This is a genomic window from Paenibacillus sp. FSL R5-0470, assembly GCF_037975205.1.
GTDB lineage: Bacteria > Bacillota > Bacilli > Paenibacillales > Paenibacillaceae > Paenibacillus_AQ.
The window spans coordinates 5,829,342-5,844,929 of record NZ_CP150238.1; the positions used below are offsets into that span (position 1 = coordinate 5,829,342).

Consider the following 15,588-nt stretch of genomic DNA (forward strand, 5'->3'; position numbering starts at 1 on the left):
GGATTTCAGAGCTATTCTTTCCATTCGATCAAATGGGGCTGCTCATCTAGAATGGACTGGTACTGCTCCAGACTCCCCCAGCGCCCCTCTGGATCAAGCTCCATATAACGTGAGTATTTAAGTCGAAGCTCTTCCGGGGGAACCGCCCATCCATAATGCTTCACCCGCAGTTCGGCAAGAAAACCCGGCAATACAGAGTAAGAAAGCGGCAGCCTAGGAACATGATGATCCATTTTCGGGAAGAAATAATGAAAATTCGGCAAATATCGGACAAGTGTACGAGTATGCTTCGTATGGATATTCCAATGTTCATCTTCACGATAATGGGTGGTGCCCCCCCAGAAATCAAATAGCCGGAAAGATACCCAGTCATACACATCCTGATCAATCAGCCGTCTCATCTCCCGTTTAGCTGCCTCTTCATAGAACTCATCAGCGTCTACAGACAGGAGCCAATCCGGATTCGTAGATACCGCCAAATCCCATAATATCTGCCTTAGCTCCCACTCCCGATTAAACAAGGAGGTCTCCAGTGTCACAAGCTTCGTAACCTTGGCAAAAGAACGACATAACTGTGCCGTATGATCTGTACTTCCATCATCAACAACTACAATATCATCCACAAACTCACTCAGTTCTTCAAGTACCTGCTCCAGATACCTTCCAGCTTCGTTTCGAACCTGCATCATAGCGGTCAAGCGGTTACCTGCTGTTTTGCGGAGAGGCCATCTATGACTACTCATCCCTCCACTCTCCTTTTCAATCGTTTTACCGCCTCTTCTAGATCTGCCATCTCTGATAAAAGCGGCCACGCCTGATTGTCTTGCCCTGCCGCATTCAAGAAGCTGCGTATAGCCTCATGCCGTCTGCCATGTAGCAAGTGTATTGTGCCTTCTATAACCCCATCTACACTTCCCTCCAAATCTTGCTGAAGCTCTAGCGCTTTTTCCCATTGGAAGGTCCGAATATAATTCTGAATCAATAACAGCTTCGCCTCTGAGGTAGTGAGCGAACTCAGAATCCGTACTGCCGCAGCTTCATCCTCATTCAAGCGAAACAGCTCTGCCCGGACAAGCTCGTACTGCCCGGAGTGAAGCCAGCCCCGCAGCCTCTCCGCATCCCGCTTCTCCTCAGCTGTAAATGCCGTAATCGTATATTGTTGAACAGCTGTTTCCAAATCCCCAGTCTTACCCTCTATAGCCGAAAAAAAGCGAAAATGTGAATGAAGGCAATCTAAATATTCATACAGCACCATGAGCTCAAAGGATTGCGCCAGATAGCGGTTTGCTACGGAATCCCCCAACAAGTACAGATAGGAAGCTGCCAAGTAATGTACAACAGGTTGACTGGGCAGCTTAGCACACATGGAAATGTAATAGTCCGCCCGCAACTCAAGCTGTATAGTAACCCAATCAGCAGGTGATATCGTTGAATCCTGCCACAAGTTCACTATGGCCTTCCTCCACAGTACCTCATAATCCGTAAGAAAATACAGCCGATCTCCCTGAAAGGTAGCTCCATAGGATTCCTGCTGATCTCCGCCGAGATAGAGCACACCTTCCCTGCGTAAGCTCTGCTCTAGATATATCCGTTCAGATCGGGTGGCTACAAGATCAGCCTTTGCGCCAAGCAAACCGCTATATTTATCCCATAACCACTTCTTTTCTTCTTCCGGACAACGTTCTAGCAGAGCCACTACATAAGCTGCCTGCAAGGAGAGAACCTCTGAGAGCCAATAAGGAGAAGAGACAAGAATCGTGTATTGCTTCATGTTCAAAGAATAAATATCTGCAGCCGCAACTGCCCTAATCTGATTGTTAGTCTGCTGCTCACTGGTCATTCGTCCAGCAAAGCAGACCCCTTCCCGGTCGGGAAGAAGCTCTAGCAATCTTTTATATTCGTAGTCCTCCCAAGAACCTCCGCTTAGAATTAAATATTTCATGGGTGTGCCTCCTTGGAATCGGACAAATCCCCAATATAGCCTATTACCAGAGAAGCATTAGGGTGAAGCAGCAATTGACGGGAAGTAAGCTTCCTATTGCTAATCATCCCAGGCACGATCCCTCCTTTGTAAGCAACACGTTCAAGAGGTAGCGTGAGCGCTGAATCTCCCCCTTCAAGTAAATGAACCCCCGCTTCCTCCATTTCAGTCGATAAACTTACGATCAGATCAGCGGAGCCTTGGGTTATGGCCTTCACCACCCGCTCAATATAATGTTTCTCATATTGGATAGAAGTGGACAAATACAGAATGATCTCACTCTCATATAATGCAGATGCGTTCTTTAACGCCCGTAGCCATACATCCTCACCATGAACCGTTATCACTACATCATGTTCGCTAACCGGAAACCCAGGAGCAGCGTCCAGCAAAGTATCTCTGATCCAAATCCAGCGAATATACTTGTAGCTCTGCTGCTCGCGTGCAGCTATCCATTGCTCCTTCAGCTCATCACAATCCCAAGCTTCATCACAATACACTATGGCCGTTACCAACGGAGAAGCTAAGGGTATCCTGCCCAATGGTATAACCGGCTGTGGAAATTTTAAGAATTCAGTAGGCGGTACTAAAAGTCCTTCGTTCTCTATCCCGCTTTCAAGTGCCCATTTCTTGTAGTATGTCTGCCAGCCATTCGTCTGTTTGGATTCGTCCTTCGTTCTCAGGTATCTATCCAGTGACTGGATAGCATGAACATACACAGCTTCACTCAGTGCCAGTTTCGCTCCAATCTGCCGCGCTCGGAGACACCAGTCAGCTATCATGAGATGCCGCGCTTGAAGCGAGGTGTCAAAGCCGCCAATTCGCTGAATCAATTCCTTAGTGAATAGAAGACAAGATCCGGTTAGCACTTCCACCTCGCGCCATTCGCCTTGATACCGCCCAAGACTGTAGCTTACATGCTCAGCTAATTCATGATGAGTACCAAAGTGAAGCCGTTTCTTCCCTTCCCCTCTCTCGGTAGAAGAACGCGGAGCAATGACTCTAACGGAAGCATCATCAAAGGAAGCCCACATTAACTCGCTTAACCAGCCAGGCGATACCATAATCGAATCTTCAAGCAGAACAGCAAAGGTGGTCTCGATATGGGCCAGAGCTAGGTTGGGCATATACTCCTCCTTCTCATAGGGTAGGAAGAGCACTGGTTCCTCTGGCGAGAACTGTCTTGCTAATACCTCCATGGGGAAATCGGGCGTCATTGAAACAGCAATAATGCGCACAGCCACTCCTGAGTGGCGCAGCAGCAGGGGTAAACAGACCCTGGCACATTCCATACGGCTAAGCTCAACTACAATAGAAATCCCATCTTCACTTGGCAAGGGTAAAAGTCCGGCACGTTCAAGAAAACCATATCTCCCTGCCAAGCGTTCCATATTCAGCGATTCATGTGACATTTGGACTCACGCTCCATTTATTTAAAGCAACTCTACCTATAGTCTATGAGCGGTTAAGCACGATATCCCTTAATTCCCTCCATTTACACCTTTGCCGCCTTCTTCTGTATGAGCTGCGCCTGTATTCGAAGAATTGGGTGCAGCTGGTGATGAATTGCTATCCTCTTGGCTATTCCCAGGGGTATCCTTGCTCTGATCTGATACTCCATTTTTATCTCCACTTACAGATGGTGCAGGAATAGCAATTCCCGGGGCACTGCTGCCATTAGCTCCGACAGGCTGACCCTGATTATCGTAGTAATACATAGGCACGTCTCCGACGACCATCAAATACGACACAGGAATTTCCGTATCCACTACTTGGGGTTCCATGTCAAAAGGAATAACCACCGCTACCTCCGTAACAATATGGATATAGACCTCAACTAAAATCATATTAATTCCGGCATTTTGCTGGCGAGTGCTGAGTTCAACCTTAACAGCACCTTGCGGTTCAATCTTGATCGGGATATCAGGTCCATAAGAGGCGATGAGAGGACTACCTAGTGCCTGACCGAGCGGAATATATTCTGTCTGATTATGCAAATCCTGCAACGTGGTCTGGATTACCTCTGCTGCTTGCGAAGTAATACGCATATGCTCCGCATAGTTCAACATAAAGCCTGATATTTTCCCGTTCTTATCGGTCTTCCAATCAATCAGTTCCTCCGCATTTCCTCCGTTCGCAACTTGTGAAGTAATCGCTTTATTTATCGACTCTGTTGCGATTTGCTTCACACGAATTTGCGCTAAATGCAAGATAGGTGGCTTCATATGCAGCTCCACGTATCGCAGTGCTTGTAGCACAAGCACAATTAATACCAAGGATGCAATCAACCAAAATTTGCGCCGGCTTCTTGGCTTACGCGTGTTTCCGCCGGAAACGGTCATCTTTCTCTCTGCCCTACTGGATGATCTCATATGACTTCTACTTCGCTTAGCTTCAAAGCGTGCACTCTGTGGTCTTGCAGCTGCCCTACTAGGTTTTGACTTGAACGCGGAGCTTCTTCCAGAGAACCTCGGCGTCCCGCCACCATTTATTTTTGGCAGCCGAAGCTGACCTAGATCAGGTAATCTTAGCCCTCGGTTCCCCCATTTTCTTAATCTCCCCATTGCGATAGTCCCTCCCACCTTACGTAGAGGTCAAGCCACCTCCACTTAGTTTAAGGTATTCGGAAAGAAGACAAAAAAGAAGAACGTTCCCTCCGGCGGATAATGCCAAAGAAACGTTCTTCATTTATTTGATGATCAATTAATATTAGTGCATTCTACTCCGTTTATCTTCCTGTAGATGGTCCCAGTGCCGCCGTATAAAGATACCGATTAGAATAGCGATAAACACGGCATACCAAGTAATATATCCATTCCATTCTTCCCTAGGGACAATTAGACTTGAGCCGATCGTACCGAATAGCCAAATGTAAGACAGATTCCCAAGCACGGTTCCCCAAATAAAAGATGATGCTTTTATCGGTGAAACAGCGGACATAAAATTGATTACATTGTTCGGAATAATGGGAATCGTACGTAGAAGGACCAGCGTCCAAATTCCATATCGGTCCAAGTAACGCTGCCATTTGTCATACCTTTTCAGCTTGGACCTCCATTTTCGATCAAACCAATTGTAAAGGTATCGTCGAATGAGGAAGTACATCAGTATTCCACCCAGATTACAAGCCAGCCAACTAATTATCATACCTCCAATAACGTTAAATACTGACACATGGAGGACAATCAAAATTACGAACGGAAAAAATCCTAATATACTCTGCAACAGCGCCAATGGAATCGTCACAAATAAAATAGAGGGTCCACTAAGGCCAAGCGTTTGCAGCAGCCAATCTATCCAGGTATTTATGGTCTCTGTCATGAAGCAGTCTCCTCTCTTGACTCCTTGCAGCAGCTGCCTCCTGATTTACTTCGCTAAAGCATAAGTGTGAGCATTAAAATATAAGCAAAGTATAGATATTCCTTTGAATACTTTGCTTATATTCCCAAGAAAAACACCCCTTCCGGGGTGTTTTATTGAATGATTTTGCTTATGAAGTGCATTTGTAAAGAACAGTGGTTAGCGTACAAGTTACACTTTTGTAATCCATTGATTCTTCACATCATACCACAGAATTCTATCTACTTACAATTCTACACCTTGAATCCACGCATTCACTTTATCCGGGTTGTTTTCTACCCAAGTTTTAGCGGCTTCTTCTGGTGACTTCCCACCTTGAACCTCAACCATTACTTTCGCCATGTCTTCTGCTGTCCACTCGAATTGATCCAAGAACTTATAGACATTCGGCATGTCTTCTTTCAGACCTTGACGAACCATCGTATGGATTTGCTCATCCGCACCATATACACCTTTTGGATCTTCCAGATATTTCAGGTCCATATTGGCGAACATCCAGTGTGGTGTCCAACCCGTTACAACGATAGGCTCGTTGTTGTCATAGGCTTTTTGCAGCTCCTGAGCCATCGCTGCCGATGAACTTTCTAGAAGCGTATATTCACTAAGACCATATTCCGCAATAGCCTTTTCAGTCGTCGTCATAATACCAGCACCAGGCTCAATTCCGATAATTCGATTGCTCAATTTACCTGCCAGGTCACTGTTCTTCAAGTCTTCAATAGAATTAATATCCATGTACGCTGGAACCGCTAAACCAACTTTAGTTCCGTTCAAATTAGCACCTAAATCTTCGATTTTCGAACCATACTTCTCTAAATAAGCTGCATGCGTGCTTGGTAGCCAAGCTGCGACCATAGCATCCGCACTACCATCAGCAACCCCTGCCCACATTGGGCCTGCATCTACCTGTAGCATTTCAACGGTAGCTCCAAGCTTAGTTTCAAGTACTTCTTTAACAACATAAGTACTCGCAATTTCGGAATCCCATGCCACATATGCCAATTTCACTTTTTCTTTACTAGTGGATGAACATCCGGCAATAACAGTAATCATCATAATCACTAACAGGAATATACCTATATTTTTTTTCTTCATATCTATTTAAAACCCCTATCTCTGTTTTGGTTTTAGTGCGTTCTGCGTTAAACGGTCGAGTAGAATAGCTATAATAACGATAGCAATCCCCGCCTCGAACCCATCTCCTGTCTTAGCCTGCGATACCGCGCGGTATACATAGGCACCTACACCTTGCGCACCGATCATAGATGAGATGACAACCATCGAGAGTGATAACATAATCGTCTGATTGACGCCTGCCATAATCGTTGGCAGTGCGATCGGCAGCTGCAATTTAACCAGCTTCTGAGTTGGTGTTGAACCGAAAGCATCGGCTGCTTCAACTAACTCCTCTGAAACTTGACGAATACCGAGATTGGTCAAACGAATTGTCGGTGGAATCGCAAAGATGATCGATGCAATTACACCTGGAACAACCCCAAGTGAGAAAAAAGATACCGCTGGCAATAAATACACAAATGCCGGCATCGTCTGCATAAAGTCCAAAATAGGCGTAACTGTATTTCTAACCGCATTTCTCTGCGCACACAAAATACCAATCGGTACGCCGATTACTACAGCCAATATCGAGGCGGTTAGAACAAGGGCTAAAGATTGCATCGAAGGTCCCCATAATCCGAGATTATCGATTAAGAGCAGTCCGATTACCGCAAATAAAGCCATGCGCCATTTCCCAATCCAATAAGACAAGGCTGCAATAAGTACGATAAGCACTAATGCAGGCAGGAAGGTCAGCGCACCTTCAATTGCAGAAACCATTCCACCGATTATTGTAGCGATAAAGTCAAACAAGGGGCCACAATACGTAGTTAGCCAGTTTTCCAACCACTCGAGGGCCTTTCCTAAAGGCAGTTTTGGAATGTCCATTAAGATCCTTCTCCTTCCGGTACCGCGTTACCCGCGAGTGCGGAAAGAACGGCTCCCTTAATCACAATGCCTTTTAATTTATCCGCTTCATCTACGACGGCTACAGGCAAATGTGTCTCAGATATTAGTTCAAAGAAATCATTGAGCAGTGTTTCTGGATATACACGAGGGATCTCCCGCCGTGTAACCTCTAGGATGGATTTATTATCCTTTAGTGCCTGCGCTGCGTCCTCAGCTGTAATAACACCCAAGAGCTTGTTTTCTTTGTCTACCACATACAAACTGAATATGCCGCTATCACGCATTAATTGAAGTGCTACCCGAGGTCCACGCTCAGGTCTAACCGTTTCCGGTTGCCGCATCACATGAGCTGCTGTTAGCACCTTGGACAAGTCCACATCCTCCACGAACCGCTCTACATATTTATTGGCAGGTTGAATGAGAATCTCTTCCGGTGTACCAATCTGCACGATAACACCGTCTTTCATCAGTGCAATCCGATCACCAATCCGCAGGGCTTCGTCTAGATCATGAGTGATGAACACAATCGTCTTCTTCACTCTGGACTGCAATTCCAGCAGCTCCTGCTGCATGTCTTTACGGATCAGCGGATCCAGTGCACTAAAGGCTTCGTCCATGAGCAGGATATCAGGGTCATTAGCAAGTCCTCTTGCTAGTCCTACACGCTGCTGCATCCCTCCGCTGAGTTGATCCGGGCGATGGTTCTCCCATCCCTTTAGACCCACTAGATGCAATGCCTCCATGGCCCGTTCAGTTCTCTTCTTTTTATCTACGCCCTGAACCTCAAGTCCGTATTCCGCATTCTCCAATACCGTCCGGTGTGGAAACAATGCGAACTTCTGAAACACCATGCCGATGTTCTTGCGCCGAAATTGCCGAAGCTCCTCCGGGTTCATTTTAACAACGTCTTTTCCTTTAAAAAGGACTTGTCCCCCTGTAGGCTCAATCAAACGGTTCAACAAACGAACCAACGTTGACTTACCGCTGCCGGACAATCCCATAATGACGAATATTTCTCCTTCTTCAATGCTGAATTCGGCTTTGTTGACTCCGACCGTCAACTTTAATTCCTGAGCGATCTTTTCCTTCGACCACCCTTGCTCTAATAATGGAATCGCCTTTCCCGCATCATGACCGAATACTTTGGTTAGCTTTTTCACCTCTATAATAGCCATGCCGTCCTCCTTCTCCCGAAGATATACCCGGGTTTAGTTCACTTATAGTAGTGTACCGGACTATTGAAAATTCATGCAAACACCATATACGGATAAAATTTAGTGTACAGTTTTAACTTTACGTACTTTATGTATAGAATACTCTGTTTTACACCAAATTCCTTTCTTCATGATTTCTTTACTTATGGAGGGGGATTTGATTACAATACATTGTATAAGGTTGCAGCAGTCTATCGACCTATTCCTCAGGAGGGACATCATGAACGATTTAGAAGGGTTAACACCCGAACAAATAGAGAAGATTAGTAAGGCCCGTGAACGCGTGATAGACTCTATCGGTAAAAATATGGACCTATACGGCATCACTTTATCCATTGGGCATTTATACGGTTATATGTATTTCAATCAAGGTCCAGTGACACTGGACGAGCTTAGCAAAACAATGGGAATGAGCAAAACGTCCATGAGTACGGGAGTCCGTACCCTCCTAGATCTGAAAATGATCGATAAAGTTTGGGGGAGAGGGACTCGCAAAGACCTGTTTACCACTGTGCCTGACTGGCATCAGAACTTCAGTGATTACTTCTCTATTAAATGGAGAAAAGCCGTCGAAGGAAATATGATCTCACTAGCGAAATCACTTGCAGAAATTAACGATATGAAAAAAGAGTATAGTGACGATAGTAAACTTATGCAGCTCTTAAATACAGATGAAGAGAAGATTACCGAATCCATTAATTACTACCGCTGGTTGCTAAAATTAATAGAATCCTTTGAGAATGGTAAGATCTTCGAATTTATCCCTAAAGAAGAATCTTAATTCCAAAACAAAAAAACGACAGTGCTCCTGGAAAAAGGAAACCACTGCCGTTTTTTCGTTTAACTTTCGATTAAGCTTACATCATCCAAATAAATCGTGCTTCCCGCACTAATTTCATTATTCGTTTCCGTACTGTTCCCATCAATAAGCCCTACTAAAAATACCAGATGAGCCCCTGCGTCTGTCGCACCGTTCATGGTAAATGTGTAGCTGAATTCTTTCATATTCTGGGTCAAAGCTATAAGCTCAGCTTCTAAATATTTGGTGTAGTCCCCGCCTTTATGCTCCACAGCTACCTGAATATTACGGTTTACCGTAGAACGGGCCTTAAACTTCAAGGTGTACGTCTTTCCCTGAACAAGCTTCAGGTTTTCGTAATCCACTTGTGCGCTGTAGGCAGCTTGCCCTGTGCCCGTCAGGTCTATCGCAAATTCCCCATCTTTTACAGCAGCAGATCCAATTCTATCAAAATACTGGCTCCACCCCTTGGAATCCACATCAAAGGTTCCATTATCCAGCGTGCCGCTTGGTGGTGTCACTGGCGGACCACCTTGTACCTCCCGGACCACAATATCGTCAAAAGAAATCGTATGTGGCGTACTGTTAGCCCTAGGATCAGCGCCCAGCGATTTGCCGATCAGATAATTCAGCTTCAGCGGATTGCTGTTAGACACCGTAAATTGTGCGCCATACGTTGCCCAATCGGCAGTAATATCAACCTTAGCTTGAGCGGAAGCTGCAGAGGTATTGGAGTATTCTAGGATGATCTGCCGCGGAACCGTTGATTTCGCCTTAAAGCTCACCTCATACGTTTTTCCGCCTTCCAGTGGGATACCCTCTTGGTAGAATTGTGTATGCCACGCCTCCCATCCTGCCGACGTAATCAAGATTTCTGCCACGCCATCCTTCACATCAAACGCAGAAACACCACCTTCTCCAGACCATGTAGACCAACCCGTCTTCCCACTGCCGAACGAGCCATTTATGACTAGATTGTTATCGTTAGCAAGTATCGTCTGAAGCACAGACCCATTTGCGTAATGGTCAGCTTCTACTGTGATGGTATAGCTGCCTTCGGATGGAAATAATGCTGCATCGATAGTGATTTTTCCAGGTTCAATGGTGTATTGTTCGGTTTCAAGAGCTATACCATTAACCTTCACTGCAACAATTTTATTTCTCCAATCCTCATGGTCTATGAAGGTTAGCTCAATCGGCTGCGAAACTCTGTTATTTGTACTATCGCTTATCAGTTCCTGCGGTTTGGCTGGTGCATTTTTGATTTCAAATTTCACGTTATCGATGATAATATCATGGCTTTGGGCAATACTAACACCCTCCACTTTACCAAGCAGGAATTTTAGAGACAGTGTGTCCTTGCTGCCTTGACGGAATTCGTATTTGTAATGATTAGTTGTTGGTGTAATCTCTACAATATTTGTGAACGAAGCCTGATAAGACGCATTTTCAACATTCACACCGATTTTTCGGGCTATGGTTGAACTGGCATCAAACTCCAGCACATAATCTATTCCGCTTGCAGCTTTCAAGTTATTTTGAAACAACATCACGGAATATGGCTGACTACCCGTATTCATAATGTTAAACTTCGCTGTTCCATCTGTAGCAGTAGCAGTGCTCTGTCCGCCCTGCTCCGTCAACAGCCGATCCCAGGCATGAAATTCAGTGTTGAATTCACCATTCACCAGCGGGTAGTAAACAAGTGATGGATCATAATAAAAGCTCGTGCGCAGCAACTTGAAGTTATCCAAGATGACTGTATCGGCAGCACCGTTCAGAAGTAATACAAATTGTCCCTCATGATCCGTTGCACCTGCAAGGTTGGTGAAGACTGCTTTTATTTGTTGTTCACCTTGGGCTAAGTTAACCGACTGCTGCGCATGTACGCTGCCGTCTTTTCCAAGAAGCTGAACTGTGGCAGTACGTGCAGAGGATACTGCAGTATTAAAGGTAAGCTCATAATCTTGGCCCTGTATGAGCTGAATTCCCTTCTGAAGCAATCGAACTTCGCTACTTTCGCTGCCGCCAATCTGCAGATTCAGCTTTCCTGTATCATCTACATTGGCAGTGGACGTTGTACCATTGGCTGTTTCTACGTGCCAATAGCTCATCCGATTGGGCTCACCAAGATCGAAAGTGCCATTGTACAGATGATTACCGCTACCGAGCGGTGTTTTTATTCCATCATGATCAAAAGGAATACTATCTATCTCTTCCAGACGGACATTACCTAACCAAGCTGGTGAAGCGTTAGTTCCCATATTGAACTCTATCCGTGCTGCAATATCAGAGTTGTCCTTCATTTGAAACATCGTTTCGTAATGGGACATCTCGGAAGTCAGCTCTGCCTTAAGTGCTGGAGAATAAGCCGCAAAGCCACGTGATTCTCCCCCCGTTAATTTAACACTAATATTACGTGACACATCTGTTTTGGCATCGAAGCTGAGCCTATAGAATCTACCTTTAGCAACGGATACAATCGCTTGAGGTTGAACGGAATAGGCATTGCCTCCAGCATTACTGATATTTACCTTTAGGAAGTTGTGTCCTCCAATCGGTACAGTGGAAACTGTAGCATCAGCTCCTGGTTCTTTAAACAAAACCCAGTGTGAAGTATTTGGTATGCCCATTCCATCATCTCCCGGAACCTGCTCCGTGAAGTTATTGTTATAGACAAGGTTTCCGTCAGGAAGTGCTAGCTTTGAGCCTTCCAAGTAAGGCTCCTTATCCAGCGTAACTGGTACCGGCTCACGATACTCACGGCCTGTCAGTTCATAGACTCTGACATAATCAACCTGCATTGATTTTGGAAACACGGTTTCTGGTGTTGGATCACCATCAAAGTTGCCGCCAACAGCCAGATTTAACAGCAGGTGGAACTCCTGATTGAACGGTGCTGGATAAGCATTATTCGCAGGCTGGCCATTGCTGATGCTGTACCAGTCATTTTTGGTCAAGAACAGCTCACCATCTACATACCAGCGAATTTCTCCCGGTTCCCACTCAATGGAGTACGTATGGAATTGTTCTATCGTGGAGCCTTCCGGGAACACGTACTCTTTGCCAGAGTATACATTGTTAGGCCATTCGCCGCCGTAATGAATGGTACCCGCTACCGTATTAGGACGGCTGCCCCAGCCCTCCATAATATCAAGCTCACCAGAGGAAGCCCAATTTCCGTACTCGTAGTTCTCCGGCAGCATCCAGATCGCTGGCCAGTACCCTTTTCCGGTAGGCGCTTTAGCCCGAATCTCGAATTTCCCATATTTCTTGCTAAACAGACCTTTCGTTTTAAGTCGCGAAGAAGTGTACTCCTTGCCACTTACTGCTTCTTTACGCGCGGTAATCACTAGATTACCATCCTGTACCTTTGCGTTCTTCTCATCACTTGTATACCATTGCTTCTCGTTGTTGCCCCAACCTGGATTGTTAAATTGCGAACCATCTCCAAGGTCATAGGTCCATTTCGTAGGATCAATGCTTCCTTCATTGAATTCATCTCCCCAAACCAGCGTCCACGGATCGTTGGTTGGTGTTGGACCTCCATTACCAGAACTGCTTGAGGCTGAAGTTGCTACTGGCAGTGTCGTTTTACCGGTGTTTCCTTTTTTCACTGGCGAGCCGCCAATCGTTACTCCATCGGCTTTGTTATCTATTGAGATTACGCTTCCGCTGCCTTGAATCGCTGTGCCTCCAGCGCTCGCAGTCAGGATTAACGCGGCCACCTGTGCATTGTTCTCCAGCGTCAATTGCGTTGAGCTGCCCACCGTAAGACTGGCAACAGTTCCTGAGATTCTTAGCAAAGAACCGCTGACTGCTGAGTCTGCGGAGCGAACCGCTGCAAATATCCCTCGAAGTGAGATAATATGAGGAACGACGTTCATCTCAACATCCCCAAAGCCTGCTCCCGTAAGATCGCTACTCTCTTCCAAGATAGCTCCGGATTGCAGCTGTACAGTACCCACAGCTGTTGACCCGCTGGCATAAATTCGAACCTTACCGTTAGGTTTGGCTACTTGAAGCAGCCCAAGAGAAGTATTGTGTAAGCCAATACTCTGCTCACCGCCACCTCGTACAAACGTAGTCCCTGTTACCTTTACACCTTCAAGCTTCGCATTCCCTTCGGCAATCCCCTCCGTTAAATAAAGATTGCCTTGGATGACAGTATCTTTAAGAACCACATCGGCATGATTAATGATTACATTGCCCTTTACTGTTCCAAGCGAAGTCTCTCCAGATTTTAAGATGAGTCCCGAAACCATTCGATCAGCAAGCTGAGCAAGCTCTGCACGTGTAATTCCGCCCTCAGGCTTAAACAAACCTCCAGGATAACCTTTAATAAAGCCAGCACCCGATAGGGCTGCTATCGCTTTCGCAGTTTCATCACTGACTCCGTTCAAATCAGTGAATGCTGCTGCGCTACTTTTGTCCGTATTGAAACGAAACACTTTCTCCAAGGATAATGCCGCCTCAGCACGCGAAAGAGCATGTGAAGGATAAATATTGTTATTCTTATCACTGCTTAAATATCCAGCTGTAATCCCTTTGGCAATATCACTCTTATACCAGTCTGTAGCCAGCACATCCGCTGGAAGCTTATCCGATTGCTCCTGATAATTAAATATACGATTCATAATAGCCGCGAACTCTGCCTTTGTGACTTCCTTACCCGGTCGAAACGACCCATCGTCATATCCACTTATAATCCCATTTGCGCTCCAACGCTGTAATGGACCTGCAGCCCAATGGCTTGGAGATACATCCGTAAACGCTTTCAATACATCGATTGTTTCATTTTCCACTTTCGTTGCCGCTGAATCAGGTGAGTTTCCCTTTAATGGCTCTGCCGCTGAAGCATTCATGCTCCCAACCGGTGATAGCAGCCCGGTGACAAGGAGCATAGCAGCTATTGCTGCCGTGAAATTCCTCTTCATCCTAAACATCACTCCTCGAATTTCGTAATATTCGTAATTCAAGCGAAGAATCGAAATCGGTTTCGACAATGTTATTGTTGCTTAGATTTCCATATTTGTAAAGATATAATTTTGAATTTTTTTACATTATTTTTTTTCGGAATATATCTCAGTATTAAAATATCCGTTTGACTTGTTTCGGCAATAAGAATAGACTTAAAACAACTGTTTTACTCTTCACTCCATTCAAAAAAACTCATAAATAACCGCTCTACTACAGTCTTTCCCCCATATTCCAACTATTAAGCGGAGGGTGGCTTATACAACATATGAATATCAAAATGATTGCCGAAATGGCAGGCGTTTCTGTCTCGACCGTTTCGAAAATTATGAATAATTACAGCGATGTTTCGGAAAAGACCAAGAAAAGAGTCCTAGAGATCATCGAGCAAACTGGATATTCACCATCCAACTCCGCCAAGACACTTGCAACCAAAAAATCGAATCTGATCGGTGTGATTTTTGCGGGTGAGCTTAATGTAGAATTTACGCACCCTTTTTTCGTTGAGGTATTAAACTCCTTCAAGAAACAAATGGGTGTACTGGGATACGATCTCATCTTCTTTTCGAACGAAAAATTTATTAGCAGCGGAGATTACTTCGCGCGCGCTGTTCATTTTAATGTGGATGGCTGTGTCATTATATCTGGACAGAAGATGGAGCCAACGATCCACGATCTGGACATGAGCAGTATCCCTTGTATCGGGGTAGATCTCGAACTAAAAGGGAAAAAGTCAGGCTTTGTTATGTCAGATAACTTCCAAATATCCTCTAAGGTCGTAGAGCATTTTTACCTTCTTGGTTATAGGGAGCTTGGTTTTATAGGAAGTGCCGCGGATTCAGAAATATCCAATCTACGGGAAGCAGGATATACCAAAGCTATCGAAAGTTTCGGTCTCCCTCTGAACCGGCGTTGGTTTGTACATGGCGACGATTTCTTTGAGTCCAGCGGGTATACGGCTATGCAACAATTAATTCAAAGCGGCAGTTTACCAAAGGCCATTTTTGCTGCCTCTGATTTGCTGGCTTTAGGAGCCATCCGTGCATTAAAAGAACATGACCTCCGGGTCCCTGAGGATATCGCCATCATCGGCTGTGATGACATCGAAGCCTGCAAATATACTACACCAAGACTGTCTACCATCCGTCAAAACAAACAACGCCTTGGTATCCTCGCTGCCCATATGCTCTATGACTTGATTAACAATCAGTCAGGTGGCGGTTCATTTGTTGTGGAGCCAGTGCTTGTTGTGCGCGAGTCCTGCGGAAGCCAATTGAAATTTTAAGGTATAA

The 15,588-nt window shown here is 45.3% G+C and carries 11 protein-coding genes; 2 read left to right on the forward strand and 9 right to left on the reverse strand.

Annotated features, from left to right (window positions below; all coding sequences use genetic code 11):
- Positions 1-11 precede the first annotated feature (11 nt).
- The 8 genes from MKY99_RS25750 to MKY99_RS25785 form a co-directional block, all read right to left on the reverse strand.
- Complete coding sequence (locus tag MKY99_RS25750) at positions 12-743, reverse strand: glycosyltransferase (RefSeq protein WP_149645025.1); 732 nt, start codon at positions 741-743, stop codon at positions 12-14.
- Positions 740-1,942 (reverse strand): hypothetical protein, encoded by a 1,203-nt coding sequence (locus tag MKY99_RS25755; protein WP_339267093.1) that lies wholly within the window; start codon positions 1,940-1,942, stop codon positions 740-742. The genes MKY99_RS25750 and MKY99_RS25755 overlap by 4 nt, the downstream gene beginning before the upstream one ends.
- The gene (locus MKY99_RS25760) at positions 1,939-3,393 is read right to left on the reverse strand and encodes a hypothetical protein (protein ID WP_339267095.1); all 1,455 of its coding nucleotides are present in this window, start codon (positions 3,391-3,393) and stop codon (positions 1,939-1,941) included. Before MKY99_RS25760 ends, MKY99_RS25755 begins: the two co-directional genes overlap by 4 nt.
- Positions 3,394-3,462: 69 nt before the next feature.
- Positions 3,463-4,323 (reverse strand): sporulation protein YunB, encoded by an 861-nt coding sequence (gene yunB / locus MKY99_RS25765; RefSeq protein ID WP_042191667.1) that lies wholly within the window; start codon positions 4,321-4,323, stop codon positions 3,463-3,465.
- A 367-nt stretch (positions 4,324-4,690) separates the two neighbouring features.
- The gene (locus MKY99_RS25770; RefSeq protein WP_076285278.1) at positions 4,691-5,302 is read right to left on the reverse strand and encodes a VTT domain-containing protein; all 612 of its coding nucleotides are present in this window, start codon (positions 5,300-5,302) and stop codon (positions 4,691-4,693) included.
- A 264-nt stretch (positions 5,303-5,566) separates the two neighbouring features.
- On the reverse strand, positions 5,567-6,436 hold the full coding sequence (locus MKY99_RS25775; RefSeq protein ID WP_042191671.1) for a glycine betaine ABC transporter substrate-binding protein: 870 nt from the start codon (positions 6,434-6,436) through the stop codon (positions 5,567-5,569).
- Positions 6,437-6,451: 15 nt separating this feature from the next.
- Positions 6,452-7,285 (reverse strand): proline/glycine betaine ABC transporter permease, encoded by an 834-nt coding sequence (locus MKY99_RS25780; protein WP_042191673.1) that lies wholly within the window; start codon positions 7,283-7,285, stop codon positions 6,452-6,454.
- Entirely contained in the window at positions 7,285-8,481 is a 1,197-nt protein-coding gene (locus MKY99_RS25785) for a glycine betaine/L-proline ABC transporter ATP-binding protein (RefSeq protein WP_042191675.1), read from the reverse strand. The genes MKY99_RS25780 and MKY99_RS25785 overlap by 1 nt, the downstream gene beginning before the upstream one ends.
- A 259-nt stretch (positions 8,482-8,740) precedes the next feature.
- Here MKY99_RS25785 and MKY99_RS25790 point away from each other — a divergent pair, with 259 nt between their 5' ends.
- Positions 8,741-9,301 carry a transcriptional regulator gene (locus MKY99_RS25790; RefSeq protein WP_042191677.1) on the forward strand — a complete coding sequence of 187 codons (561 nt, stop codon included), beginning with the start codon at positions 8,741-8,743 and terminating at the stop codon, positions 9,299-9,301.
- 59 nt (positions 9,302-9,360) lie between these two features.
- Here MKY99_RS25790 and MKY99_RS25795 read toward each other — a convergent pair whose 3' ends face one another.
- The gene (locus tag MKY99_RS25795) at positions 9,361-14,256 is read right to left on the reverse strand and encodes a carbohydrate binding domain-containing protein (RefSeq protein WP_339267099.1); all 4,896 of its coding nucleotides are present in this window, start codon (positions 14,254-14,256) and stop codon (positions 9,361-9,363) included.
- Between the two features lie 308 nt (positions 14,257-14,564).
- Between MKY99_RS25795 and MKY99_RS25800 the strand changes: the two genes are divergently transcribed.
- Positions 14,565-15,581 (forward strand): LacI family DNA-binding transcriptional regulator, encoded by a 1,017-nt coding sequence (locus MKY99_RS25800; RefSeq protein WP_076285281.1) that lies wholly within the window; start codon positions 14,565-14,567, stop codon positions 15,579-15,581.
- Positions 15,582-15,588 lie beyond the last annotated feature (7 nt).